The sequence below is a fragment of the Pseudoalteromonas sp. QJM3NY_22 genome (assembly GCF_056173065.1).
The window spans coordinates 3561496-3585053 of sequence record NZ_CM149655.1 but is presented as its reverse complement, the minus strand read 5'-3'; the positions used below and the strand labels follow the sequence as shown (position 1 = coordinate 3585053).

At 39.4% G+C, this 23558-nt stretch carries 30 protein-coding genes; 15 read left to right on the top strand and 15 right to left on the bottom strand.

The window, feature by feature from the left end; genetic code table 11:
• Window positions 1-19: 19 nt before the first annotated feature.
• The 10 genes from rapZ to AC0VZ4_RS16480 all read right to left on the bottom strand — a co-directional run bounded on the left by rapZ (window position 20) and on the right by AC0VZ4_RS16480 (window position 7525).
• On the bottom strand, window positions 20-865 hold the full coding sequence (gene rapZ / locus AC0VZ4_RS16525) for an RNase adapter RapZ (RefSeq protein WP_007378297.1): 846 nt from the start codon (window positions 863-865) through the stop codon (window positions 20-22).
• 19 nt (window positions 866-884) lie between these two features.
• Window positions 885-1337: a PTS IIA-like nitrogen regulatory protein PtsN gene (gene ptsN, locus AC0VZ4_RS16520; protein ID WP_033015583.1), complete on the bottom strand. Its 453-nt coding sequence runs from the start codon at window positions 1335-1337 to the stop codon at window positions 885-887.
• Between the two features lie 4 nt (window positions 1338-1341).
• Window positions 1342-1629, bottom strand: coding sequence for a ribosome hibernation promoting factor (gene hpf, locus AC0VZ4_RS16515; protein WP_007378299.1), 288 nt, complete (start codon window positions 1627-1629; stop codon window positions 1342-1344).
• 26 nt (window positions 1630-1655) lie between these two features.
• The gene (locus tag AC0VZ4_RS16510; RefSeq protein WP_007378300.1) at window positions 1656-3155 is read right to left on the bottom strand and encodes an RNA polymerase factor sigma-54; all 1500 of its coding nucleotides are present in this window, start codon (window positions 3153-3155) and stop codon (window positions 1656-1658) included.
• A 69-nt stretch (window positions 3156-3224) separates the two neighbouring features.
• Window positions 3225-3950, bottom strand: a complete 726-nt coding sequence (gene lptB, locus AC0VZ4_RS16505) for an LPS export ABC transporter ATP-binding protein (RefSeq protein ID WP_475440195.1) — start codon at window positions 3948-3950, stop codon at window positions 3225-3227.
• Complete coding sequence (lptA, locus tag AC0VZ4_RS16500) at window positions 3947-4489, bottom strand: lipopolysaccharide transport periplasmic protein LptA (protein WP_475440194.1); 543 nt, start codon at window positions 4487-4489, stop codon at window positions 3947-3949. The genes lptB and lptA overlap by 4 nt, the downstream gene beginning before the upstream one ends.
• Entirely contained in the window at window positions 4479-5033 is a 555-nt protein-coding gene (gene lptC, locus AC0VZ4_RS16495) for an LPS export ABC transporter periplasmic protein LptC (protein WP_007378303.1), read from the bottom strand. The genes lptA and lptC overlap by 11 nt, the downstream gene beginning before the upstream one ends.
• Window positions 5030-5581 (bottom strand): 3-deoxy-manno-octulosonate-8-phosphatase KdsC, encoded by a 552-nt coding sequence (kdsC, locus tag AC0VZ4_RS16490; protein ID WP_475440193.1) that lies wholly within the window; start codon window positions 5579-5581, stop codon window positions 5030-5032. The genes lptC and kdsC overlap by 4 nt, the downstream gene beginning before the upstream one ends.
• The gene (locus AC0VZ4_RS16485) at window positions 5582-6553 is read right to left on the bottom strand and encodes a KpsF/GutQ family sugar-phosphate isomerase (protein ID WP_007378305.1); all 972 of its coding nucleotides are present in this window, start codon (window positions 6551-6553) and stop codon (window positions 5582-5584) included. It lies immediately after the preceding gene.
• A gap of 3 nt (window positions 6554-6556) precedes the next feature.
• On the bottom strand, window positions 6557-7525 hold the full coding sequence (locus tag AC0VZ4_RS16480; protein ID WP_475441675.1) for a calcium/sodium antiporter: 969 nt from the start codon (window positions 7523-7525) through the stop codon (window positions 6557-6559).
• 268 nt (window positions 7526-7793) lie between these two features.
• Between AC0VZ4_RS16480 and AC0VZ4_RS16475 the strand changes: the two genes are divergently transcribed.
• The 7 genes from AC0VZ4_RS16475 to murA are packed head-to-tail and all read left to right on the top strand — an operon-like array spanning window position 7794 to window position 12459.
• Window positions 7794-8609, top strand: a complete 816-nt coding sequence (locus tag AC0VZ4_RS16475; RefSeq protein ID WP_475441674.1) for an ATP-binding cassette domain-containing protein — start codon at window positions 7794-7796, stop codon at window positions 8607-8609.
• Entirely contained in the window at window positions 8609-9388 is a 780-nt protein-coding gene (mlaE, locus tag AC0VZ4_RS16470) for a lipid asymmetry maintenance ABC transporter permease subunit MlaE (RefSeq protein ID WP_475440192.1), read from the top strand. The genes AC0VZ4_RS16475 and mlaE overlap by 1 nt, the downstream gene beginning before the upstream one ends.
• Window positions 9389-9401: 13 nt before the next feature.
• Window positions 9402-9950, top strand: a complete 549-nt coding sequence (gene mlaD / locus AC0VZ4_RS16465; RefSeq protein ID WP_475440191.1) for an outer membrane lipid asymmetry maintenance protein MlaD — start codon at window positions 9402-9404, stop codon at window positions 9948-9950.
• A 5-nt stretch (window positions 9951-9955) separates the two neighbouring features.
• Window positions 9956-10636 carry an MlaC/ttg2D family ABC transporter substrate-binding protein gene (locus tag AC0VZ4_RS16460; RefSeq protein ID WP_007378310.1) on the top strand — a complete coding sequence of 227 codons (681 nt, stop codon included), beginning with the start codon at window positions 9956-9958 and terminating at the stop codon, window positions 10634-10636.
• The gene (locus AC0VZ4_RS16455) at window positions 10629-10922 is read left to right on the top strand and encodes an STAS domain-containing protein (RefSeq protein WP_033029543.1); all 294 of its coding nucleotides are present in this window, start codon (window positions 10629-10631) and stop codon (window positions 10920-10922) included. The genes AC0VZ4_RS16460 and AC0VZ4_RS16455 overlap by 8 nt, the downstream gene beginning before the upstream one ends.
• A gap of 5 nt (window positions 10923-10927) precedes the next feature.
• Complete coding sequence (locus AC0VZ4_RS16450; RefSeq protein WP_007378312.1) at window positions 10928-11185, top strand: BolA family protein; 258 nt, start codon at window positions 10928-10930, stop codon at window positions 11183-11185.
• Window positions 11186-11199: 14 nt separating this feature from the next.
• Window positions 11200-12459, top strand: coding sequence for a UDP-N-acetylglucosamine 1-carboxyvinyltransferase (gene murA / locus AC0VZ4_RS16445; RefSeq protein ID WP_007378313.1), 1260 nt, complete (start codon window positions 11200-11202; stop codon window positions 12457-12459).
• 57 nt (window positions 12460-12516) lie between these two features.
• Here the strand turns inward: murA and AC0VZ4_RS16440 are convergent, their stop codons facing one another.
• From AC0VZ4_RS16440 to AC0VZ4_RS16430, 3 genes are all read right to left on the bottom strand, one after another.
• Window positions 12517-13599, bottom strand: a complete 1083-nt coding sequence (locus AC0VZ4_RS16440; RefSeq protein WP_007378314.1) for a trypsin-like peptidase domain-containing protein — start codon at window positions 13597-13599, stop codon at window positions 12517-12519.
• A gap of 100 nt (window positions 13600-13699) precedes the next feature.
• Window positions 13700-15052 carry a Do family serine endopeptidase gene (locus AC0VZ4_RS16435; protein ID WP_475440190.1) on the bottom strand — a complete coding sequence of 451 codons (1353 nt, stop codon included), beginning with the start codon at window positions 15050-15052 and terminating at the stop codon, window positions 13700-13702.
• 133 nt (window positions 15053-15185) lie between these two features.
• Window positions 15186-15629 carry a Z-ring associated ZapG family protein gene (locus AC0VZ4_RS16430; RefSeq protein WP_007378316.1) on the bottom strand — a complete coding sequence of 148 codons (444 nt, stop codon included), beginning with the start codon at window positions 15627-15629 and terminating at the stop codon, window positions 15186-15188.
• A 134-nt stretch (window positions 15630-15763) separates the two neighbouring features.
• Here AC0VZ4_RS16430 and zapE point away from each other — a divergent pair, with 134 nt between their 5' ends.
• The 8 genes from zapE (at window position 15764) to AC0VZ4_RS16390 (ending at window position 22295) form a co-directional block, all read left to right on the top strand.
• A complete protein-coding gene (gene zapE, locus AC0VZ4_RS16425; protein ID WP_475440189.1) occupies window positions 15764-16852 on the top strand; it encodes a cell division protein ZapE in 1089 nt (362 codons plus the stop codon).
• A 286-nt stretch (window positions 16853-17138) separates the two neighbouring features.
• Window positions 17139-17567 (top strand): 50S ribosomal protein L13, encoded by a 429-nt coding sequence (rplM, locus tag AC0VZ4_RS16420; RefSeq protein ID WP_007378318.1) that lies wholly within the window; start codon window positions 17139-17141, stop codon window positions 17565-17567.
• A gap of 8 nt (window positions 17568-17575) precedes the next feature.
• Window positions 17576-17968, top strand: a complete 393-nt coding sequence (gene rpsI, locus AC0VZ4_RS16415; protein ID WP_086007041.1) for a 30S ribosomal protein S9 — start codon at window positions 17576-17578, stop codon at window positions 17966-17968.
• Between the two features lie 582 nt (window positions 17969-18550).
• Window positions 18551-19141 carry a ubiquinol-cytochrome c reductase iron-sulfur subunit gene (petA, locus tag AC0VZ4_RS16410; RefSeq protein ID WP_007378319.1) on the top strand — a complete coding sequence of 197 codons (591 nt, stop codon included), beginning with the start codon at window positions 18551-18553 and terminating at the stop codon, window positions 19139-19141.
• Window positions 19141-20406, top strand: coding sequence for a cytochrome b (locus AC0VZ4_RS16405; RefSeq protein WP_007378320.1), 1266 nt, complete (start codon window positions 19141-19143; stop codon window positions 20404-20406). The genes petA and AC0VZ4_RS16405 overlap by 1 nt, the downstream gene beginning before the upstream one ends.
• Window positions 20403-21152 carry a cytochrome c1 gene (locus AC0VZ4_RS16400; protein WP_008135840.1) on the top strand — a complete coding sequence of 250 codons (750 nt, stop codon included), beginning with the start codon at window positions 20403-20405 and terminating at the stop codon, window positions 21150-21152. Before AC0VZ4_RS16405 ends, AC0VZ4_RS16400 begins: the two co-directional genes overlap by 4 nt.
• A gap of 79 nt (window positions 21153-21231) precedes the next feature.
• Window positions 21232-21858 carry a stringent starvation protein SspA gene (gene sspA / locus AC0VZ4_RS16395; RefSeq protein ID WP_007378322.1) on the top strand — a complete coding sequence of 209 codons (627 nt, stop codon included), beginning with the start codon at window positions 21232-21234 and terminating at the stop codon, window positions 21856-21858.
• Window positions 21858-22295 carry a ClpXP protease specificity-enhancing factor gene (locus AC0VZ4_RS16390; RefSeq protein ID WP_475440188.1) on the top strand — a complete coding sequence of 146 codons (438 nt, stop codon included), beginning with the start codon at window positions 21858-21860 and terminating at the stop codon, window positions 22293-22295. Before sspA ends, AC0VZ4_RS16390 begins: the two co-directional genes overlap by 1 nt.
• A 98-nt stretch (window positions 22296-22393) precedes the next feature.
• Here the strand turns inward: AC0VZ4_RS16390 and dolP are convergent, their stop codons facing one another.
• Both dolP and AC0VZ4_RS16380 read right to left on the bottom strand, forming a co-directional pair.
• On the bottom strand, window positions 22394-22960 hold the full coding sequence (gene dolP, locus AC0VZ4_RS16385) for a division/outer membrane stress-associated lipid-binding lipoprotein (protein ID WP_096793712.1): 567 nt from the start codon (window positions 22958-22960) through the stop codon (window positions 22394-22396).
• Window positions 22953-23546, bottom strand: a complete 594-nt coding sequence (locus tag AC0VZ4_RS16380; RefSeq protein ID WP_007379077.1) for an SIS domain-containing protein — start codon at window positions 23544-23546, stop codon at window positions 22953-22955. Before AC0VZ4_RS16380 ends, dolP begins: the two co-directional genes overlap by 8 nt.
• Between the last annotated feature and the right edge of the window lie 12 nt (window positions 23547-23558).

Sequence of the window (23558 nt, the reverse complement as noted above, 5' to 3'; positions counted from 1 at the left end):
GATGATTATTTTGAATGAGTTATTTTTCTTGTTCTCTATGGCGGATTTTTACATTTGGATGTGTCATCGAAAAACTTTCACCAATCGTTTGTGCTAAATATACTGAGCGATGTTGCCCACCAGTACAACCTATAGCAATAGTTAAGTAGCTACGGTTATTTCGCTCTAAATGTGGCAACCATGTTTGTACAAAAGTTTGAATTTGCCAAGTGAACTTTTGGACAATGCTGTGGCTGGCTAAGTAATCCTTTACGGGTTGGTCTAAGCCATTTAAAGGTTTTAATTCTGGCTCCCAATGTGGGTTCGGTAAAAAGCGTGCATCAAAGACATAATCAGCTTCCTTAGGAATGCCGTGTTTAAAGCCAAATGACTCAAAAGTAACAATGAGTTGTTTATCTTTTTTACCCAGAATTTTTTCACGAATTGATTCAGCAAGTTGATGAACACTTAAATCACTCGTGTCGATCATATAGTCAGCGCGAGTAGTGAGAACATCGAGTAGTTCTTTTTCTTTTTTTATTGCTAAATCAAGAGGTAATGAGTCAACTGATAACGGGTGTAGACGGCGAGTCTCAGAAAAACGTTTAATTAATGTTTGATCCTCACTGTCTAGATAAAACAGAGTCGGTTTAGCAAAGCCAGGTAAGTATTCAAGGATATCGTTAAATTCATCTTGCTCTTTTGGTAAATTACGGACATCAATACTAACTGCAATTTTGTCGTAGTTATCAGATACACTTCTCACTAAAGAAGGTAGCAGATTAATTGGAATATTATCTACGCAATAATAACCTAAATCTTCAACTACGCGTAAAGCAACCGATTTTCCAGAACCGGAACGGCCACTTATGATAATTAATTCCATTTATCACCCATTATGTTAATTACGATTGTTCTACAATAACTTGATACAGCTCAGTATCTGATTTTGCGCTGCGTAACTGTTTACAAAAATCTTTATTATTTAGTTTATCAGCTATCGTTGCGAGCGTCTTTAAGTGCTGCTGGTTATCGCCATCAGGTACGATGAGAGCAACAAATATATCAACAGGGCGATTATCTATAGCATCAAAATTAATAGGTGTTTCGCTTACTAATACGAGTGCTAAGGGCTCTTCTGCGCCGCTCATTCGCCCATGAGGGATTGCAATGCCTCTTCCTATACCAGTGCTTCCCAGTTTTTCTCTATTCATTAAGGCGCTGAGAATATCTTGTTGAGAAAGATATGGGAGCTTGTCATGAGCAAGTTGACTGATGAACTCTAAAATTCTTTTTTTACTATTAAAAAGGACCGCAGCTCTGCTGCAGTCCTGGCATATAAGTGAACTTAATTTCATAATATTAGTGTCGAGCAAGCTTCTCTTTGTGTTTAATAACTTGGCGATCGAGCTTGTCAATCAGCGAGTCAATGGCGGCGTACATATCTTGATGTTCAGTAGAGGCAAATAACTCAGCTCCACTTACATGAATCGTTGCCTCAGCTTTTTGGTTTAATTTTTCTATATCAAGAATGACATGAACATTATTAATATGATCTGAGTGTCTTTCTAGCTTCGCAAATTTGGTATTTACATAATCTCTTAATGAATCAGTTACTTCTACGTGACGACCAGTTAAGTTTAGTTGCATAAGCATTACCCTCTTTGTTTAGCGTCTTAAATCAAACTTTTTCGCTGATTTGACGGTGGAATAGCTAGAGATTCGCGATACTTTGCGATTGTACGTCTCGCTACTTTTATTCCTTGCTCAGCTAATATATCTGCAATTTTACTATCACTCAATGGTTTTGCTGAGTTTTCTGCTGCGATTAATTTTTTAATGAGAGCGCGTATTGCTGTTGATGAGCATTCGCCTCCATTTTCAGTACTTACATGGCTTGAGAAAAAATATTTAAGCTCAAAAATACCGCGAGGTGTATGCATATATTTTTGAGTTGTTACGCGTGAAATAGTTGATTCGTGCATTTCGACCATTTCTGCTACATCATTTAAAACCATTGGTTTCATGGCTTCTGGGCCATGCTCAAAAAAACCTTGTTGTTGCTTAACAATACAATTAGTTACTTTTAATAGTGTATCGTTTCTACTTTCTAAACTTTTAATAAACCATTTAGCTTCTTGTAGATGCGAGCGAATAAACTGGCTATCACCACTTGATTTAACGGTGCGTGACATTGCTGCATATTGGCTGTTGACTCTGATTTTAGGCATGCTATCTGGGTTTAGTTCAACAACCCAGCGACCTTTTATTTTTTTCACCGATACATCAGGAATTACATACTCAGATTCTTCTCTAACTATAGTATCCGCCGGTTTTGGGCTAAGAGTATGTATTAAAGTCATTATTTCTTTAAGCTCTTCTTCTTTGAGCTTTGTTTTTTTCATTAATGTACGATAGTCGCGAGCAGCTAATAGATCAATGTGCTCGGTTAAAATCATTTTTGTTTCATTAATATAGGGTGTTTCTTTATCGTATTGGTTCAGCTGAATACATAAGCATTCTTGTAAACTACGTGCTGCAATACCAACAGGGTCAAACAATTGAATTCGTTTTAAAACAGCTTCTATTTCGTCAAGTTCAACTTCGTTGTCTTCTTCGTTCTCTTGATTAAAACTTTCTAAAATTTCTTCGCAGCTTAGCGTTAAAATACCCGAATCATCGACGGCTTCAACAATCGCAATCGCAATCGCTTCATCGGTAGGACTAAAGGGAGTCAGTTGTAGTTGCCACATTAGGTATTCGTGGAGCGTTTCAGTCGAGGAGCCTTGGTATATAGATTCATCTTCAGGCATTGGTCCTGATGATGATGCTGGGGCTGCGCTCATATATTCATCCCAACTAACATCCATAGCCATTTCATCACTTAGCGTATCTTTAGCAAGTGCTTCACCACTGTCTTGCTCATATTCGCTCGGAACATCATCAGCATTTGCGCTAACAGTTACATCGTCGTTATCTGCTTTTTGCTCGTTTTTACCAGCAGAATCTTCGGCGTAATCTTGCTCTTCAACCTCTAATAGGGGGTTGCTGTCGAGTGCTTCTTGTATTTCTTGCTGGAGATCCAATGTACTGAGTTGCAACAGGCGAATTGCTTGTTGCAGCTGTGGAGTCATTGTAAGTTGCTGGCCCATGCGCAGCTGTAATGATTGCCTCATGTATCTCTAACAATCCTTTTATGTTGTTATAATTAATACTAGCAGATGCTTAAAGACATGGCGTAAATGTTACAGCCTAAATTGCTCGCCTAAATAAACATCACGTACTGTTTTATCGTTTAATACGTGTTCTGGAGTGCCTGATGCAATTAACTCACCATGAGAAACTATGTAGGCTTTTTCGCAAACATCAAGAGTTTCTCTTACATTATGGTCGGTAATTAACACACCAATACCACGATTTTTAAGGTGTTCTATTATTTTCTTTATATCTAACACTGAAATAGGGTCAACACCAGCAAAAGGCTCATCAAGCAATATAAATTTAGGAGCAGCGGCTAGTGCTCGCGCTATTTCAACTCGGCGACGCTCGCCTCCTGATAATGCCATACCTTGGCTATCACGAATGTGCTGAATACTAAATTCATCTAATAAATTGTTAAGTGTGTCTTCTCTTGCTTGCTTATTTAGCTCTTTACGTGTTTCTAAAATAGCCATTAAGTTTTGATAAACAGTAAGCTTTCTAAAAATTGATGATTCTTGGGGTAAGTAACCAATGCCTAATCTAGCACGACTATGCATAGGTAAAAGAGTAATATCGTTATCGTCGATAGAAATCTTGCCTTTATCACTAGGTACAAGGCCTACAATCATATAAAACGTTGTGGTTTTACCTGCACCATTAGGGCCAAGTAACCCGACTATGCTGCCAGCCTTTACTTCCAGACCTACATTTTTTACAACTTCACGGCCTTTATAACTTTTAGCTAATAGTTCTGCTTTTAATGTACTCATGGCTGACCTTTATCGTTTTTTTCTTTTTTAGTCTCAATAGGTACTAAAATAGTATGCACACGATCGGTTGAGTTTTCGTCTTTTTCAGCGCTAATTAATTGCTGTTGCATATCGTAAGTAATACTCTTGGCATTTATTTTTTGACCCGCTTGCGATACTTGTGCATCGCCAATAAGGGTTAAAAATCGTTTAGCTACATCATAACGAACTTCGTTTGCGCTGGCGCTCATTATAGTGCCATCAGTTTGTTTTTCTTCGAAATATGCAGGGCTACCAGTTGCAATTAGTAGCTGTTTATTATCGCCTAATTCATCACGTTTATGTACTTCTAAACGGTCGGCTGTAATACGACGGTTGCCGTGAATAATCTCAACATTTTTTTCAAAAATTCCGACGTTTTCTTTTAATTGGCCTTCTTGTTTGTCGGCACTTATTGATATTTGATTCGCTGCAAGTTGAATCGCTTGTTCAGCAGCGCTAAGGTTGAAAGCTAGTATAAGTGTCGGAATAATAAGTATTTTTGAAATTTTATTGGTCATAATATATAGTTCGCGTATGGTTAATAAGTTTTATCACTTCAGTTTTTAAATCGGCTTCAAGGCCTTTACCGGTGATCTTTAAATTGGGTCCCGTAACAATAACGGGTTGCTCTGAACGCATCGTGAGTAGTTTTATATCTACTTGAATATTATCCGCATTAATCTTGTCTATCATTGCATTATCAGTAAGATTCTTGGCAACCACGTTACCTTCTAAGATTAATTGTTTTCCTTCATATAACGTTGCTTCGTCTGCATTTATTCGCCATGTTTGTTTTTCGTTATATAAGGTGAAAATGGGTTTTTCAAAAAAGGTAAAGCCTAACTGTTGATATAATTCCATTTTAGCAGCTGTAACTTTATGATTAATTTTACCATTTTCATCATAGGCCGTTTGTTTTAGCTCAATAGCAATATAATCAGGCTTAGCGATAACTTCAGCTTCAACCTGAGCTGTCATATTTGTTTGTGCAAAATAAGGGTACCAAAGCCAAACCATACAGCTGATGAATAAAACGCTTAAAATTATGCGCGCTGTATTCATGAACTAGTACCTTTGCTAGTAAGTGGTTTGTCGTTCTCTAGCATAAGTAAGTCGGTTAGTTCTCTCACTGCGCCAAAACCACCCAGCATCTGTGTCGTGTAATGTGATAAACGCTTGATTAGTGGGTGAGCATCGTTAACTGCAACGGCAAACCCGACTAATTCCATTACTGGCATATCGGGGCCATCATCACCAATATAGGCAATTTGATCATCACTTAGGTGAAGCTTGTTTTTTAGCTCTTCGTAAGCAATAAGCTTGTTTTCTTGACCTTGATAAATATGTTGTACTGTTAAACTGGTCATACGTTGTTGCACTATCTGCGAATGGCGACCAGTAATAACAGCCACTTCAAAGCCACTGTTTATAAGCGTTTTAATGCCAAAACCATCTTTTGTATTAAATGCTTTGAGCTCTTCACCTTGATTGCCAAGATAAATTCGGCCATCAGAAAATACACCATCAATATCGCATATAAGTAGTTTTACTTTTTTAGCACGTGCTTTTGCATCAGCACTCAGCGGTTGATAGAGTTCTTCAAATTGCATTTATAATACTCCTGCTTTTAATAAGTCTTGCATATTTAGTGCGCCAATAGGCTGGTTTTGTTCATTAACAACAATCAAGCCATTTATACGTTTGTGTTCCATTATATTAAGCGCTTCAGCAGCTAAAATATCTTGTGTCGCTGTTGTGCATGACCTAGTCATAACAAGGTCTATTTGTGTTGTATGAATATCTAGTCTTTGCTCTAAAATACGGCGTAAATCACCGTCGGTAAATAATCCCACTAGCTGATTACTTTTATCAACAATGGCTGTCATACCAAGGCCTTTGGCTGACATTTCAATAAGTGCATCTTTTACGGTTTGTGAGACGCTAATAATAGGTGTATTTGCGCCGCTGTGCATAACATCTTTTAAGGTTAGTAATAATCGTTTGCCTAAACTGCCCCCAGGGTGAGAAAGCGCAAAATCATCGGCGGTAAAACCACGAGCTTCTAACAGAGCCACTGCCATCGCATCGCCCATAGCAAGAGTCGCTGTAGTGCTCGCCGTTGGTGCTAACCCTAAAGAGCATGCTTCTTTTTCTACTTTAATGCATACATGTACATTTGCATGTGTTGCCATGGTCGATTTAGTATTGCCTGTCATGGCGATTATTTTTGCGCCAAGGCGCTTTAAAACAGGGATAATATTTAAAACTTCACTCGTCTCACCTGAGTTTGAAATAAGCATGACAACATCGTTTTTGGTGATCATTCCTAAATCGCCATGGCTAGCTTCGCCTGGATGTACAAAAAAGGCAGGGCTTCCTGTACTTGCAAGTGTTGCTGCAATTTTATTACCTATATGGCCTGATTTACCCATGCCAATAACAATAATTCGACCTTCGCAGTCAAACATTAATTGGCATGCTTGATGAAAATTTTCATCTACATATTGCGCTATGTCATTAAGTGCTTGGCGTTCAATATTGAGAACACGAAGACCCTGTTCGATAAAGTTCAGCGTCGTCATTATTTACCCTACTTGACTAAAAATATACCCTTGGTAGCCCAAAAATGCGATAAGCAATAAGCCACCTTCCACTCTATTAATGCGTTGGGTGCCTCTAAAGTTCAATGACATGATGATAAGAGCAAATGTTGCACCAATCATAATGAGTATATCTCGACTCGCTACTGACGGATCGATAATGGATGGATTAATAATACCTGCGAGCGGTAACACAGCCAATATATTAAAAATGTTTGAACCAACAATATTGCCTAGAGCTAAATCATCTTCATTTTTTAATACTCCGGCAATTGAAGCTGCAAGCTCCGGTAAACTCGTGCCAATGGCAATAATAGTTAAGCCAATGACTAGATCGCTTAGGCCAAAGTATTTAGCTATGTCAACTGCTGAACCAATTAAAAAATGTGAGCTAACAGGGAGTAGAACCATGCCAATAACTAACCAAAATAACGCTTTTTTAGTTGGTACATCGTTAGGTACGTCGTCACAGGCTTCTGTTATAAATGGGTCATCTTGATTTTTTGCGCGCAGTGAAATAATAATCAAACCGCCTATAAACACGATAAAGCCAATAAGTAAGGCGATACCTTCGGCTAATGAAAAATAATTGTCTGAAAAAATATACCAGGTAGCGAATGATATCAGCAAGACCAGTGGCATTTCGCGTTTTAATGTACTTGAAGATACAGACAGAGGTCTAAATAACGCTGTAATACCTAACACAAGTAGAATGTTTGTTATGTTTGAACCGACAGCGTTACCAACTGCAGTATCTGTTTTATTTGCGAGCGCTGCAGAAGCGGAAACCATCATCTCTGGGGCTGACGAACCCATTGCCACAACAGTTAAGCCTACAATTAGGGTTGGTACGCCAAAGTTTTTTGCAAGTGCCGCTGCGCCATAAACAAACCTGTCTGCACTCCAAACAAGAGCCGCAAAACCAAGAATTAAAATAACAAACGAGGTAACCATTATATTAAGCCAGTTATTCAAAATACAGATGGCGCGAATAGTAACAAAAGCAAAGGTGAAAGTATAAATAAAAGAGTCAGGTCAACTCTAATTACAATAACTTGTTGAATAATATTTTAAGGCGCTTATATCAGCACCTTAAGCTGCAGTTAAGCCGTTATAAACGAGTCTTATACTCCTTTTTGCAAGTGTATTACAAAATCTTACGAATTGTTTTTTCCATCTTGGTTAAAAAAGCTTTAAAATAGGTGCACTAGTGAACATTGTTATGGAGAGCGACTTGTCGCAATCAATAGTAGAAGTCAAGGATGTTAGCTTTTCGAGAGGCGATAGAAGCATATATAAAAATATGAGCTTTAGCGTTCCTAAAGGTAAAATCACTGCGATTATGGGGCCAAGCGGAATTGGTAAAACGACCATGTTGCGTTTAATTGGCGGTCAACTTAAGCCTGACTCCGGTGATATTTTATTTGAAGGAGGTAGTATCCCAAATATGTCGCGCAAAGAACTCTACGAAGCGCGAACTAAAATGAGCATGTTATTTCAAAGTGGGGCACTGTTTACTGACATGTCGGTATTCGATAATATGGCGTTCCCAATTAGGGAGCACACTGAGTTGAGTGAAGACCTAATTCGGTTGGTTGTGCTAATGAAATTGCAAGCTGTTGGGCTACGCGGGGCGAAAGATTTAATGCCTTCTGAATTATCAGGTGGTATGGCTAGGCGCGCAGCTCTGGCGCGTGCTATTGCGCTCGACCCTGAACTTATAATGTACGATGAACCATTTGCAGGCCAAGATCCTATTTCGATGGGGGTGTTGGTTAAATTAATTAAATCACTCAACGAAGTGCTTGGTTTATCTTCTTTAATTGTAACCCATGATGTTAACGAGGTAATGAGTATTGCTGACCACGTTATTATTATCGCTGATCAGGGTGTAATTGGTTGTGGAACACCTGACGAAATGCGCAATCATGAGTCTCCTTTAGTGCAACAGTTTTTAAAAGGTTTGTCTGATGGTCCCGTGCCTTTTCATTTTCCAGCTCAAACATATGCAGATGAGTTGCTTGGAGAAAAAGCATAATGTTGGATTTATTTCAAAAATTAGGGCATAAGACGCTAGGTCGTTTTGCGGCTCTGGGTCGCTCAACTTATATGCTTTTTGGCGCACTTGTAAATGTACCTAACTTTAAAAAGGGTACACCTCTACTTATTCGTCAGCTCTACATGGTGGGTTCGCAATCTTTGCTCATTATTATGGTGTCAGGTTTATTTATCGGTATGGTCTTGGCGTTACAAGGTTATACGGTATTAGTTGGATATGGTGCAGAGGATAGTTTAGGGCCATTAGTGGCATTAAGTTTATTACGAGAACTCGGGCCTGTTGTTACAGCGTTATTATTTGCAGGGCGAGCGGGCAGTGCGCTTACTGCCGAAATAGGCTTAATGAAAGCAACAGAACAGTTATCGTCATTAGAAATGATGGCAATTGATCCACTAAAACGAATTATTGCACCGCGCTTTTGGGCAGGCTTTATAAGTATGCCGTTACTAGCGGTGATATTTTCAGCAGTGGCAATTATTGGTGCTCACTTAGTCGGAGTTGACTGGCTTGGTGTTGATACGGGTAGTTTTTGGTCAATTATGCAATCACAAGTATCGTTTCAGCAAGACACACTAAACGGTATTATTAAGAGCTTTGTATTCGCCATTGTGGTGACTTGGATAGCACTTTATAAAGGGTATGACTGTGTGCCGACCTCTGAAGGGATCAGTAAAGCAACCACCGAAACGGTTGTTCATTCGTCATTGGCGGTTTTAGGGTTTGACTTTATTTTGACAGCGGTAATGTTTACCAGCTAATAGGGTATAGATAATGAATTCACGGAAATTAGAAATTTTAGTTGGTTTTTTTGTGGCGTTAGGAATTTTAGCGTTTGCTATGCTTGCGCTTAAAGTGGCCAATTCAGGTATTAGCGGCTCAGGCGAGACGTACACGCTTAATGCTAAATTTGAAAACATAGGGTCATTAAAGGCACGTGCACCAGTAAAAGTGGGCGGAGTTGTTATTGGTCGAGTAGAGTCAATTTATGTTCATCCACAGGAGTTCTTGCCAGTGGTTAATATGAGCATTGATGCACAGTATTTATGTCGTTTTTCAGACACGAGCTCAATCTCAATTTTAACATCGGGTATTTTAGGTGAGCAGTATCTAGGTATCCACCCTGTTATTTCTCCTAATTCAGCAGAGCAACGCTGTTTAGGTCAAGCCGTAACCGAAAATAAGCAAGACGAAGCAATTGATGATTTATTTGGTGTAGACAGTAAAGCGTTAGGTGACGGTGATTCAATCACTGATACCAAGTCTGCCATTGTACTTGAAGAGTTAATTGGGCAGTTTTTATTCAACCAAGGTAGTGAGTAATTATTATGTTGAAAAAGTTTCTAGCTATTGTAGCAATTAGCACAATGACGCTAACTCAAAGCGTAAGTGCTGCAGATGTTAAACTAAATGATCCAAACAAAATGGTGCGTCAAGTAGCGGACAATACGTTTGCACGTATCAAAAAAGATCAGCCATTAATCATTAAAAATCAAGAGCATCTTCGTGTCATTGTTGAAGAAGAATTAATGCCTTATATTGACTACAAATATGCAGCACTTCGCGTGTTAGGTAGTGAAGTATCTAAAGTACGGGCAATTACAGATGAAGCTGAAAAAGCCCAAGCGATTAAAGATATTCAGCGCTTTATTGGTGTATTTAGAGAATATTTAGTTGCCACTTACGCTGGTGTATTTACACAATATACAAATCAAAAAGTTGAGTTTGGTGCTGAGCAACCATTTAAAGGTAAAGATGTCGTTGTTGTTAAAACTAAAATTCTTGAAGATGGTAAACCTGATATCAGAATAGACTTTAAAGTTCGTGAAGATCGCGATGGTGAATGGCGAGCTTACGATATGATTGCTGAAGGTATTAGTTTATTAGACGCCAAACAAAGCGAACTACAAGGTATTTTACGTCAGCAAGGTATTGACAATGTAAGCAACCTTTTAGAGCAAAAGAGTAAGTTACCTGTTCAATTTAGAGGCAGTAGCTCGAATGATTAAATTGGCAATTAGCCAAGTTGATGAACAGCAGTTTCGAGTAAGTGGTGAACTTACTCGAAATTCCATTAGTAATGAACGGCTTTTGAACGATAAGTTAATAACTAAGCATAAAACCACTTATTTTGACCTTAGTGAGGTATCAAGGGTTGACACAGCGGGCTTAGCTTGGTTAATTCACTCTTTTGCAGAATTTAAGCAGCAAGGCATTCGTCTTGAATTGCAAAATCCACCTGAACAATTGCAAAATTTAATGCAGTTGGGTCAAGTTACAACCCTATTTGAGTGAGAGTTATGGAAACTAGCCAAGTCGAAACATTATTACGCGATGAACTTCAATTAGCTGAAGTGCATGTAAAAGCTAATGGTAGTCATTATGAAGTCATTGCAGTTGGTGAATGCTTTGACGGTTTAAGCCGTGTTAAAAAGCAACAGCTAGTTTATGGTCCGTTGATGAATACAATTTCAGATGGCACAATTCACGCAGTTTCTATTCGCGCTTTCACTCCAACAGAGTGGAAACGTGAACAAAAATTTATTTTACCGCAATAAGTAAGGCCTCCTAAATGGATCAATTTGTAATTCAAGGTGGCACTTCACTTGCTGGTGAAGTTACTATTTCTGGTGCTAAAAATGCAGCGCTTCCTATTTTGTTTGCTGCTTTACTTGCTGATGGTAAAAGTACATTTACTAATGTTCCACGTTTACGTGACATTGTTACCACCGAAGCACTATTAAAAACTTTAGGTGCAGATGTTAATTGGCAAGGCGACACACTTATTATTGATGGCGCAACGGTAAATCAGACGCTTGCCCCTTACGAGCTCGTTAAACAAATGCGTGCTTCTGTGCTTGCACTAGGCCCTTTAGTGGCACGCTTTGGTGAAGCTCAGGTTTCATTACCAGGTGGTTGTGCTATTGGTGCTCGTCCTGTTGATATCCATATTCAAGGTTTAGAGCGCTTAGGCGCACAAATAAGCGTTGAAAATGGTTATATTAATGCAAAGGTAAATGGTCGCTTAAAAGGCGCTGAAATCTTTATGGAGATGGTTAGTGTTGGTGCTACTGAAAATTTACTGATGGCAGCAGCGCTTGCTGATGGAAAAACCATACTTGATAATGCCGCGCGTGAGCCTGAAATTATCGATTTAGCTAATTGTTTAATTGCAATGGGGGCTAAAATCACTGGTGCAGGTACTAGCCGTATCGAAGTAGAAGGTGTTGAGCGCTTGGCGGGTTGTGAGCATAGTATTTTGCCAGATAGAATTGAAACAGGTACATTTTTAGTGGCGGCTGCAATGGCTGGCGGTGAGGTACTTTGTAAGAATACTGATTTCCATTCACTTGAACCTGTGATTGAAAAGCTGCGTGCAACGAATGCATTACTTGAGGTGCATGATGACAGTATTTACTTAGATATGCGTGGCCGAGAGCTTAAAGCTGTTAATATTAAAACCGCTCCACATCCTGGTTTTCCTACTGATATGCAAGCTCAATTTACAGCATTGAATGTTGTGGCAAATGGCAGTGCAACGATTACAGAAACGATTTTTGAAAACCGTTTTATGCATGTGCCTGAGTTACAGCGCATGGGTGCTAATATTCGTCTTGAGGGCAACACGGCTATTTGTGGTGAAACCAAAAGCCTAAGCGGTGCGCAAGTTATGGCAACTGACTTACGTGCTTCAGCGAGTCTAATTTTAACAGGTATAGTCGCGCAAGGTGAAACCGTTGTTGACCGTATTTATCACGTTGACAGAGGATATCAGCGCATTGAAGATAAGCTCAGTGCATTAGGTGCTAATATTAAACGTAGAAGCAGTTAAAAGCGCCTAATATATGTAGGTCGGATATGTAAATACACACCGACCTACAATTAGTAGTTATAGTTTTGTTTCAAGCTCTGCGACCATCACCATGATTTTTTCTATTTTGCCATTTCGATAAAGCTCAAACTCTATTTCTTTCCCAGGTTCTGTATTGCCTATTTTTTCAAGTACTTTTTGCGGGTTTGCTACGGAAAGCCCTGCAATTTTAATAACGATATCTTGTTCTTCAATACCTGCTTGCCAAGCTGGGCCTAAGGGATCTAAGTTCGTAATTCGCATACCTGAAACAGGAGTTAGGCTATCGTTAACTTCTTTACCTGTGCTGTCTACTGCGGTGCCTTCAAAACCAAGGTAGCCTCTAACTACACGACCATGTCGAATCAATTTTCCCATCACTTTTTTAGCAAGTGAATACGGCACAGCAAAAAATATTCCCTGTATGTTTAAATTTTCACGCGTTTTAAATTGGGCTGAAGTGATACCAACTAAATCACCGTTAGAATTGACTAATGCGCCACCTGAATTCCCTACATTAATAGCGGCATCCATTTGTAATAAGTTATTATAAGGGCTGTCTGTAATTTTTTGCTTACCAGTAGCGCTAATAATACCTTGGGTAATTGTCTGTCCTAAATTAAGTGGGTTACCTATGGCTAGTACTACATCACCTACACTCGACGTATAGCTATCGCTTATAGGAATAACGGGAAGGTGGTCTGCGTTTATTTTAAGTAATGCAAGATCAGTAATCGTATCAAAGCCGATTAGTTGGACATCAAAAAAGCGCCTGCCGTCTGTCAGAATAACCATAATTTGATCTGCATTATTCACTACATGATAGTTAGTAAGAATGTAGCCATCTTGCGACATAATCACACCAGAGCCTAATTCTTGTACGGTATTTTGTCTTTTATAACGAGGCTCTTTCGAAATGCTCTCAGAAAAAATAGTCACTACGGAGGGGGCTGCACGTTTAACAGCATCTGAGAAACTTAAATGACTAGTACTCATTGCACTCGCAAGAGGCACGTTCGGTAATAGAGAAGCTCGCATATTAGGGCTGAAAAAAACCACTAAAAAAGCAATGCTAAGCCCTGCAAATAATGGCGGGAGAATAAATTTTATTAGTTTCAGCACGGGATTCTTATTATAAGGAAGTAATTTCTTTATGATGGCATAAAAAAAATAACAGCGGCAAGTGCCACTGTTACTTTTATTTCATTTATAGCAATATTTATTACTGAATTAAGATAAATATAGATTCACGGCCACGTTTCACGCCAAGCACTATATTGCCTTTTGTGTCATCGATGATCTTATTCATATCACGAATTGTTTCTACGCGTTGACGGTTTACCTGCATTATAATGTCACCCTCTTCAAGGCCAACACGGGCAGAAGGTGAACGAGGATCTACAGAGGTAACTTCAACACCTTTATTACTATTTTTTTGCACGTTTTCAAGCTCGGCACCTTGAAAAGCAGGATGTAGCTCTTCCCCTGTTGCCGTAACGCCTGATGCACCATCGAGTGTAACTTTAACTGTTTTAATTTTTCCGTCACGATAAATGCCGAGCTTGATTTCTCTACCTTCACCCAAGGTTGCTATTTTGCTTCGTAATTCATGGAAGCCGCTAATATCACCGCCACTAATACTTACAATAACATCACCGGCTTTGATTCCTGCTTTACTTGCAGCGGTGTCATCCATTACTTGCATAACGTAGGCACCTTGTTTGACGTCAAGTTGCTGTGCTTTAGCTAGGCCTGCATCAAGTGGGCGCCCAGAAATACCAAGTGAGCCACGACGTACTTCACCGTGTTCAATAATTTGATCTACTAGGTTTTTCATCATGTTAGACGGGATAGCAAAACCAATACCAACATTACCGCCTGAAGCCCCTAAAATAGCAGTGTTAATACCTATTAATTCACCATTTAAGTTAACTAAAGCACCACCAGAGTTGCCTTGGTTAATCGCTGCGTCGGTTTGAATGAAATCTTCGTAGCCTTCAATGTTTAAACCACTGCGACCAAGTGCACTCACAATCCCTGATGTAACAGTATGGCTAAGGCCAAACGGATTACCGATAGCAACGGCAAAGTCACCCACACGCAAATTATCTGAGTTTGCTAGTTTTACTTCAGTTAAATCATCAGCGTCGATTTGTAAAAGCGCAATGTCGGATTCTTTATCAGTCCCAATTTTAATCGCTTCAAACTCACGGCCGTCTTCAAGGGTAACAATCATTTTTTCGGCATCTTGAATCACATGGTTATTAGTTACTACATAACCTTCATCAGCATTAATAATAACGCCAGAGCCTAAACCGCTAAATTGACGTTTTTGGCTTCGGGGTTGTTGCTGTCCGAAAAAGTATTCAAGTGGATCCGCACGGCGACGCACTTCTTTTGAGCCTGAAACTTGAATGCTTACAACGCCTGGAGTAATTTTTTCGAGCATTGGGGCAAGTGTTGGCAACTGCTGGCCATTTACGGCAACCGGTATTTTTGCATAAGACGCTACCGGGCTTAATAAAAGGCTAGTAGAAAGAATAGCTGCGCTGATAAGTGATAATTTCATTTTCATAGTCTGGGTTTACTCCACTTCGAGAAAAGCAAAAAATTGAAAAGGGCTGCATAAGCAGCCCTTTTTAATTTATCAGTAAGATAAAACAACAAAGCTGTTATATCTAAAGACTATGGGGTTAAAAAAAAGTTCATCAAGATGCTTTAGAATGTTCTGAAACTTTATTTTGTCCTGCAAATAAACCTGATTCGCCTGAAACATAATCAGCAGGTTGTGCTTTTGCTGATGAGCGATCGCATCGGCGCTCTTTTATCGATGCTTGTAATTGCTCAGTAGTTTCTTTTGAAAAGAAAGGTTCAGCTGGTGTTTGCTTCCGATCCTCTAGCAGCAGTTGATTGGTTTCTTCAACATGGCTAAGTAGTTGATCGTAATTCTCTTTCATTTTATTTACAAGCTTGCCTGTACTCGCTAAATGATCGGCTACATCTTGACGATATTGCTCTAACGCATTGTTAGCTTGCTCTGCCTGTTTTTCCAACTCATCCTGTTTAAATTGTTTTTTAGTGACAAATGCACCAATAAAAAAAGCTATAACAGCAACAATAACAATTAAACCTACCCACGTGACTGTGCCCATAAATCTACCCCTTTGGGAAAATAACTAACGAATGCTTGATTCAATTATAAATCATACTAAGTGTAATATACCCCGAGTATTGATGCGTGTTAATATGCTTTGCAAATTAAACTGCATTTTAACTGTAAATAGATATGACTCCTTGGCAAACATACCAACAAGATTTGAAGCGAGATGACTTTGTACATGATGTAGCACAAGAAAATGCAGTGCGCCATTTACAGCGTTTATATGACGATTTAACCCAGAACAAAATAAAATCAAAAAGCTTTTTTGCCAAGCTTTTTAATAAAGATGAGCCAGCGCCTATAAAAGGTTTATATTTCTGGGGAGGAGTAGGGCGTGGTAAAACTTATTTAGTTGATACTTTTTATGATGCCTTACCAGGCACGCGGAAGATGCGCGTACATTTTCATCGTTTTATGCATCGCGTACACGATGAACTTAAAAAGCTAAACAATACTGTAAACCCATTAGAAAAAGTCGCGGATATTTTAAAAGCTGAAACAGACATAATTTGCTTTGATGAATTTTTTGTTCAAGACATTACAGATGCCATGCTGTTAGGCGGTTTAATGGAGGCATTATTTGCACGCGGTATTGTACTTGTTGCAACGTCAAATATAGTACCTGATGATCTTTATAGAAACGGTTTACAACGTGCGCGTTTTGTACCAGCTATTGAGTTGGTTAAACTCAATACAGAAATAGTAAATGTAGACTCAGGTGTCGATTACCGATTACGTACGTTAGAACAAGCCGAAATTTTTCATAGCCCGCTTGACGAACAAGCAGATAAAAACCTATTTGATTACTTCGATAAACTTTCCTCAGAGCCTGGCCAATTAGATGAGCCTATAGAGATAGAAGGGCGTTTAATCAAAACGCGCAAAGTAGCTAAATGTGTTGTGATGTTTGAGTTTAGTGAATTGTGCGAAACAGCGCGAAGCCAAGTCGATTACATGGAGATTAGTCGCCTATACAATACGGTTATTATTTCTAACGTGAAACAGCTTGGGCAAACTAACGATGATGCTGCAAGACGCTTTATTGCTTTAGTTGATGAATTTTATGAGCGCCACGTTACTTTAATAATTTCAGCTGAGAAGCCGATCACCGACCTTTATACTCAAGGTAACCTTAATTTTGAATTTAAGCGTTGTATAAGCCGTTTGCAAGAAATGCAGTCTTTAGAGTATTTAGCTAAAGAGCATTTAGTTTAAAGTAAGTAGGCAAATGTGTAATAGGCCAACGCTTAAAAATAAGAGGTACATATATAGTACTTCTTATTTCTAAAATTTCTTGTGGAAAAAACAACCGGCGAGTAGCAATGTGTTTTAAGTGCTGGTATACTCCCGCGTCTGCCACGTTGCGTTCTATGCCATCATATAGTCTAGCCACTTGTGAGCGGCGCAAAAGTCTAAAACTCGAAGGGGTTGTAGCAAACTTAGAGCAGTAGTTAATATTAACTACTTGTGGTTTTAATTGAAAAACATTGGATTTTTATAAATGAAAACGTTTGTTGCTAAACCAGAAACAGTAAAACGTGACTGGTACGTAGTTGACGCTGAAGGTAAAACTTTAGGTCGCATCGCTACTGAAATCGCTCATCGCCTACGCGGTAAGCATAAAGTTGAATATACACCGCACGTAGATACTGGTGATTATATCATCGTTATCAACGCTGAAAAAGTTACTGTAACTGGTAACAAATTCAAAAACAAAGTGTACTATTCACACTCTGGTTTTCCAGGTGGTCTTAAGTCTACTACTTTTGATAAACTTCAAGCTGCAAAGCCTGAAATGATCATCGAGAAGGCTGTTAAGGGCATGTTGCCACGTGGTCCTTTAGGCCGCGCTATGTACCGTAAACTTAAAGTTTACACAGGTACTGAGCACAACCATGCTGCACAACAGCCTCAGGTTCTAGACATTTAAGGAGCACCATCATGGCAAATCAATACTACGGTACAGGTCGTCGTAAAAGTTCAAGTGCTCGCGTATTCTTACGCCCAGGCACTGGTAACATCGTAATCAACAAGCGCTCTTTAGAAGAGTACTTTGGTCGCGAAACAGCACGCATGGTTGTTCATCAAGCTCTTGAGCTAGTTGATATGACTGAAAAATTTGATCTTTTCATCACCGTTTCTGGTGGTGGTACAACTGGTCAAGCTGGTGCTATCCGTCACGGTATTACTCGTGCACTTATGGAGTTTGACGAGTCATTACGTCCACAACTTCGTAAAGCAGGTTTCGTTACTCGTGATGCACGTAAAGTTGAACGTAAGAAAGTGGGTCTTAAGAAAGCGCGTAAGCGTCCACAGTTCTCAAAACGTTAATCTATACGTTATCAAAAATTCAAAACCCAGCTTATGCTGGGTTTTTTGTTTTTAAAAATAGTAATTCCAACAATGAAAGATATGCCTAAATTGACTCGTTATCGTGCCTAGGCTTAATAATTACAGTTACTTGTATTGATCAAACTCCTCAATAACAGCGTATTTAATAAACGAAAGTTAAAAAATACTCAGATAGCTGCAAAAAAGTTAAATAATTATCGTAATTAGTTTAAATCCATCAGTTAATTGGTGGAATTTTTTGCTACAATTGGCATGGAAGTAAAACGATCGAGTTTTACGACACTACGCACCGTTTTAGAGTTTTTGCTTAGTGACGTTGATCTTGGTCAGTACATAGTTTTTACAGAAACGGTATTATGACTATTCGGCCCTATACTCAAACTGGCTTACTGAACCCTAGGTGAAGTTAGGTGTGTTAGAGCATGAGGCTGTGAATAACCTTGTTTTAATCAAGGGTTTTAATTATGATCGTTTCTATTTTAAAAATTTCGAATAATTAACCTGCTGTAACTGATGTTCTCAATATAGCAAGTGTTGAGAATCGTAAGTGGAGATAAGTGGATGAGCAATGCGCCTGTAGACAATGGCCGACGTCGCTTTTTAACCATAGCTACCTCTGTTGTTGGTGGTGTTGGTGCGGCTGGGGCTGCTGTTCCTTTTATTGCGTCTTGGAATCCAAGTGAGCGAGCTAAATCTGCGGGTGCGCCTGTGGAAGTAGATATCAGCAAACTTGAGCCGGGACAATTAATACGTGTCGAGTGGCGTGGTAAACCTGTATGGGTTGTATCACGTACCCCAAAAATGCTTGAGCAGATGAAAGAACATGAAGGTCAACTTCGTGATCCACAATCGCAAGAGCCACAACAATTAGAATCATCAACAAATGATTACCGTTCATTACGCCCAGAAATATTTTTGGCTGTAGGTATTTGTACGCATTTAGGGTGTTCTCCTGGCTTTTTACAAGGTAACTTTGGCGAAAAAGTAGAAGGGACTGACGATGGTTTCTACTGCCCATGCCACGGTTCTAAATTTGATATGGCTGGCCGAGTTTTTCAATCGGTACCTGCACCATTAAACTTAGAAATACCACCTTATACTTTTCTAGATGAAACCACTATTTTAGTGGGCGAAGAAAGAGGGGTAGTCTAATGTTTGGTAAGATTATTGGTTGGATAGACGACCGAATCCCAATGACACGTGTTTGGAATATGCACATTGCACAGTATCCAGCACCTAAAAACTTTAACTTCTGGTACTTTTTTGGCTCACTAGCCATGCTGGTACTAGTAAACCAAATTCTTACAGGTATTTGGTTAACGATGAACTTTGTGCCATCTGCTGAGGGCGCATTCGCCTCGGTTGAATACATCATGCGTGATGTAGAATATGGCTGGTTATTGCGTTACTTGCACTCAACAGGTGCTTCAGCGTTTTTCATCGTTGTATATATGCATATGTTCCGTGGCATGATCTACGGTTCTTACCAAAAGCCACGTGAATTACTGTGGTTATTCGGTATGTTTATTTTCTTGGCATTAATGGCTGAAGCGTTCATGGGGTACTTATTACCTTGGGGTCAAATGTCATTTTGGGGTGCGCAGGTAATCATTTCTCTATTCGGTGCAATTCCGGTTATTGGTGATGACTTAACACTTTGGATCCGTGGCGACTACGTAATATCGGGTGCAACGCTTAACCGCTTCTTTGCATTACATGTAATTGCACTCCCACTGGTTATCGTAATCTTAGTTTTCTTACACATTGTTGCATTGCATGAAGTGGGTTCAAATAACCCCGAAGGTATTGAAATTAAGCGTAAGAAAGGCTCTGTAGCTGAAGAAGATAAACCTAAATTTAAATTTCATGAGTATTACACTGACAAAAAAGATATTGTTGATGCAATACCGTTCCACCCTTACTACACAGTTAAAGATATTGTTGGTGTGGTTGGTTTCTTAATATTGTTCTGTTGGGTTGTGTTTTTTATGCCTGCGATGAATGGCTTCTTTTTAGAAGGTCCAAACTTCGAAGCAGCTAACCCTCTTAAAACACCAGAGCACATTTTCCCAGTTTGGTACTTTACGCCATTCTATGCAATCTTACGCGCAATCCCTGATAAGCTTATCGGTGTTGCAGCAATGGGTGCATCGATTGTTGTACTTGCGTTACTACCTTGGGTAGACCGTGGTAGAGTTAAATCGGTTCGTTACCGTTGTGGTTTCCATAAATGGAACATTGCAGGTTTTGTTGTTACTTTCGTTCTTTTAGGTTGGGTGGGTGCAACTCCACAAACAGACCTTAAGACGATAATTTCTCAAATCTGTACTGTGACTTACTTTATGTTCTTCGTACTGTTGTTTGTATACAGTAAGAACGAAAAAACTAAGCCATTGCCAGAGAGGTTAACGAAATGATGAAAAAGCTTATTATTGGTTTATTTGCTTTATCAGTAAACTTGTTGCCGAACATGGTTATGGCAGCGGGTCCATCGGTTCCTTTAATGGAAGCGAATAACGACCTTACTGATCAACCATCTTTACAGCGCGGTGCAAAGTTGTTCATGAACTACTGTCTTGGTTGTCACCAAATGCAGTATCAACGTTATGAACGTACTTTTCGCGATATTGGTATCCCAACAGAGGTTGGTTTAGAACAATTGATTTTTGACGGTTCTAAAGTCGGTAGCCATATTACTAACGCGATTACAAAAGATGATGCAGCAAAATGGTTTGGTGCGGCTCCGCCGGATTTAACGCTAATTGCTCGTGTAAAATCACCAGATTATATTTACACGTACTTAAAATCGTTTTATAAAGATGAATCTCGCCCGTTTGGTGTAAATAACATTGTTTTCCCATCTGTTGGTATGCCTCATGTTCTTCAAGAGCTGCAAGGTTTGCCAACGCCAATTACTGAAGAAGTAGAAGAGCATGGTCACACTGTGACTAAAGTTATTGCTACTGAAACAGATGGTACGGGTGAACTAAGCGTAGATGAATACGACCAAGCAGCTCGTGATTTAACGAACTTCCTTGAGTACGTGGGTGAACCTTCACGTCTTGAGTCGGAAGCATTAGGTATTAAGGTAATCGGATTTTTAATTATCCTGTTTATCTTGGCATTTATGCTTAAGAAAGAATACTGGAGAGATGTTCATTAAGTTTGAACATATTTAAAGGTAATTTTGCAATAGGGGCTTAAGCCCCTATTGCTGTTTTAGTGATTTAATGGAGGTAGGCATGGCCGTAGCTGCCAATAAGCGCCCTGTAATGACCCTTTTTTCTGGGGCTAACTGTATGTATAGCCACCAAGTACGAATTGTACTTGCGGAAAAAGGTGTAAGTGTAGATATTCATTTGGCTGAAAAAGATAACCTGCCAGAAGCACTTCACGAAATTAACCCTTACGGTACAGTACCAACACTGATTGACCGTGAGCTTGGTTTATATCAGGCAAATATCATCATGGAATACCTTGATGAACGTTTTCCTCATCCTCCACTAATGCCTGTATACCCGGTAATGCGTGGTCGTAGCCGTTTAATGATGCACCGTATTGATACAGATTGGTACAGCCTAGCTGAAAAAATCATCAATAACGCATCTGATGCAGCTCAAGCTCGTAAAGAGTTAACAGAAGCATTACTAGCTGTAGCACCTATCTTTAGTGAAGCTCCTTACTTTATGAGTGAAGAGTTTAGCTTAGTGGATTGTTACTTAGCTCCACTACTTTGGCGTTTACCAGAATTTGGTATTGAGCTTAATGGTGCTGGTTCTAAAGAGCTTAAAGAATACATGATCCGTTTATTTGAACGTGAGTCATTCCAAGCTTCTTTAACTGAAGCTGAGCGTGAGATTCGTTTATAATGACGCCTAATCGTCCTTATTTATTACGTGCTTTTTTTGATTGGATAGTTGATAACGAATGCACGCCACATCTAGTGGTAGACGCTGGGTTTGCTAATGTACAAGTGCCTACACAGTTTGTTCAAGACGGACAAATTGTTTTAAACATAAGTCCATCAGCAGTCACACAGTTTTCGTTAGACCTAACCCAACTTAGCTTTAACGCGCGCTTTAGTGGTCAGCCAATGCAAGTGTATGTGCCCTTAGGTGCAGTGCTGGCAATATATGCACGTGAAAATGGTGAAGGTACGGTCTTTACAGCAGACGAGTTTTTAGGGGACGAAGACGACTTTGCTCCAGAGCTTGAAAGTGTTGACTCATCAGCTGAATTTATTGATGAAGCACCACCAGAAAAGCCTGAAAAGAAAAAAGGATCTCATTTACGTGTTATTAAATAATACATAAATGCCAAAAAAAACCGCTTATTAAGCGGTTTTTTTATGCCTGATACAAAAGCGAGCCGGTGTATGTAATTAGGCTATCTATCATTTTACAACTACATATATTCAAAAACTTTTATTACGCGTTCAACGCCAGATACATTACGTGCAATGTTTACTGCTTGATTAGATTCAGACTCAGAGACTAATCCCATTAAAAATACTTCACCGTTCTCAGTAACTACCTTAATATTATTGCTACTAATATTCTTTGCAGTGAGTAGCTGCGCTTTTACTTTTGAGGTTAACCATGAGTCGTGGGTTTGTGTGGTGATACCAATATTTGATCCAATACGGATTTGATTATGAATTTTACGAATACCAGCAACGTCTTCAATTGTACGTTGAGCTTCACCTTTCATTTCTTGATTTGCGACTTGACCAACTAATAAAACGATACCGTTTACGCTTACTGCATTGATATTAGCAAATTTCTCAATGCGCTCTACCTCACTCAAGGCAATGCTGGCTTTTATCTCAATATTGTTATCATCAATTTGTGAGCCAATAGTGCGGCGATCGTTCGCTGCTGTTACTGCACTAGCTGTACCTGCAACAATAGCGGCCGCACAGCCTTGCAATAATACAACAGTACTTAAAACAATAAGGGAGCGTTTAAACATAGTTTTCATCCTGCGGAAAGAGGGTTAAATCAACAAGTTCGCTTAAACAGTGTAAGTTAACTAAATGCGATTCGATAATACGGCTAGGGCGCTTAGAAGGGGTTCTAATTTCAACGTCATTAGGGCCAAGTAAGCCAACTAATTCCCCTCCATCATCACCGACCATCACGATTACTTTCATATCTTTAGTAAGTGCAGCCTCTACAGCAGAAATAATATGTTTTTCGTTACCGTTTATAGCAAGTGCAAGAAGTAAATCCCCTTGCTGGGCAAAAGCACGAACTTGTCGCGCAAATGTATCGTGATCATCGCCTTGGTTATTTTGACCTAAATTTATATTTTCTTGAGACAAAGCTATCGCGGGGAGACACGGCCGCTCAGTTTCATAATGGTTAACAAGTACACCCGCAATATGTTGGGCTAGCATATGGCAATTTGCAGTGCCGCAACAAATGAGTTTATTACCGTTTATCAAGCTTTGTGCAATGGTAAATGCTGCTGATTCAAGTGCACTGGGTAATACTTCACCTGCAGCGATTTGTACTTGAATGCTCTCTGTAAAAATTTCTTTAATTGTATCTTGCATAGCCTACCAATA

What these genes read in the sequence shown, in the direction of transcription:
- rapZ (WP_007378297.1), bottom strand. Translation starts at nt 865, where the DNA reads ATGGAATTAATTATCATAAGTGGCCGTTCCGGTTCTGGAAAATCGGTT.
- ptsN (WP_033015583.1), bottom strand. Translation starts at nt 1,337, where the DNA reads ATGAAATTAAGTTCACTTATATGCCAGGACTGCAGCAGAGCTGCGGTC.
- hpf (WP_007378299.1), bottom strand. Translation starts at nt 1,629, where the DNA reads ATGCAACTAAACTTAACTGGTCGTCACGTAGAAGTAACTGATTCATTA.
- AC0VZ4_RS16510 (WP_007378300.1), bottom strand. Translation starts at nt 3,155, where the DNA reads ATGAGGCAATCATTACAGCTGCGCATGGGCCAGCAACTTACAATGACT.
- lptB (WP_475440195.1), bottom strand. Translation starts at nt 3,950, where the DNA reads ATGAGTACATTAAAAGCAGAACTATTAGCTAAAAGTTATAAAGGCCGT.
- lptA (WP_475440194.1), bottom strand. Translation starts at nt 4,489, where the DNA reads ATGACCAATAAAATTTCAAAAATACTTATTATTCCGACACTTATACTA.
- lptC (WP_007378303.1), bottom strand. Translation starts at nt 5,033, where the DNA reads ATGAATACAGCGCGCATAATTTTAAGCGTTTTATTCATCAGCTGTATG.
- kdsC (WP_475440193.1), bottom strand. Translation starts at nt 5,581, where the DNA reads ATGCAATTTGAAGAACTCTATCAACCGCTGAGTGCTGATGCAAAAGCA.
- AC0VZ4_RS16485 (WP_007378305.1), bottom strand. Translation starts at nt 6,553, where the DNA reads ATGACGACGCTGAACTTTATCGAACAGGGTCTTCGTGTTCTCAATATT.
- AC0VZ4_RS16480 (WP_475441675.1), bottom strand. Translation starts at nt 7,525, where the DNA reads ATGGTTACCTCGTTTGTTATTTTAATTCTTGGTTTTGCGGCTCTTGTT.
- AC0VZ4_RS16475 (WP_475441674.1), top strand. Translation starts at nt 7,794, where the DNA reads ATGGAGAGCGACTTGTCGCAATCAATAGTAGAAGTCAAGGATGTTAGC.
- mlaE (WP_475440192.1), top strand. Translation starts at nt 8,609, where the DNA reads ATGTTGGATTTATTTCAAAAATTAGGGCATAAGACGCTAGGTCGTTTT.
- mlaD (WP_475440191.1), top strand. Translation starts at nt 9,402, where the DNA reads ATGAATTCACGGAAATTAGAAATTTTAGTTGGTTTTTTTGTGGCGTTA.
- AC0VZ4_RS16460 (WP_007378310.1), top strand. Translation starts at nt 9,956, where the DNA reads ATGTTGAAAAAGTTTCTAGCTATTGTAGCAATTAGCACAATGACGCTA.
- AC0VZ4_RS16455 (WP_033029543.1), top strand. Translation starts at nt 10,629, where the DNA reads ATGATTAAATTGGCAATTAGCCAAGTTGATGAACAGCAGTTTCGAGTA.
- AC0VZ4_RS16450 (WP_007378312.1), top strand. Translation starts at nt 10,928, where the DNA reads ATGGAAACTAGCCAAGTCGAAACATTATTACGCGATGAACTTCAATTA.
- murA (WP_007378313.1), top strand. Translation starts at nt 11,200, where the DNA reads ATGGATCAATTTGTAATTCAAGGTGGCACTTCACTTGCTGGTGAAGTT.
- AC0VZ4_RS16435 (WP_475440190.1), bottom strand. Translation starts at nt 15,052, where the DNA reads ATGAAAATGAAATTATCACTTATCAGCGCAGCTATTCTTTCTACTAGC.
- AC0VZ4_RS16430 (WP_007378316.1), bottom strand. Translation starts at nt 15,629, where the DNA reads ATGGGCACAGTCACGTGGGTAGGTTTAATTGTTATTGTTGCTGTTATA.
- zapE (WP_475440189.1), top strand. Translation starts at nt 15,764, where the DNA reads ATGACTCCTTGGCAAACATACCAACAAGATTTGAAGCGAGATGACTTT.
- rplM (WP_007378318.1), top strand. Translation starts at nt 17,139, where the DNA reads ATGAAAACGTTTGTTGCTAAACCAGAAACAGTAAAACGTGACTGGTAC.
- petA (WP_007378319.1), top strand. Translation starts at nt 18,551, where the DNA reads ATGAGCAATGCGCCTGTAGACAATGGCCGACGTCGCTTTTTAACCATA.
- AC0VZ4_RS16405 (WP_007378320.1), top strand. Translation starts at nt 19,141, where the DNA reads ATGTTTGGTAAGATTATTGGTTGGATAGACGACCGAATCCCAATGACA.
- AC0VZ4_RS16400 (WP_008135840.1), top strand. Translation starts at nt 20,403, where the DNA reads ATGATGAAAAAGCTTATTATTGGTTTATTTGCTTTATCAGTAAACTTG.
- sspA (WP_007378322.1), top strand. Translation starts at nt 21,232, where the DNA reads ATGGCCGTAGCTGCCAATAAGCGCCCTGTAATGACCCTTTTTTCTGGG.
- AC0VZ4_RS16390 (WP_475440188.1), top strand. Translation starts at nt 21,858, where the DNA reads ATGACGCCTAATCGTCCTTATTTATTACGTGCTTTTTTTGATTGGATA.
- dolP (WP_096793712.1), bottom strand. Translation starts at nt 22,960, where the DNA reads ATGTTTAAACGCTCCCTTATTGTTTTAAGTACTGTTGTATTATTGCAA.
- AC0VZ4_RS16380 (WP_007379077.1), bottom strand. Translation starts at nt 23,546, where the DNA reads ATGCAAGATACAATTAAAGAAATTTTTACAGAGAGCATTCAAGTACAA.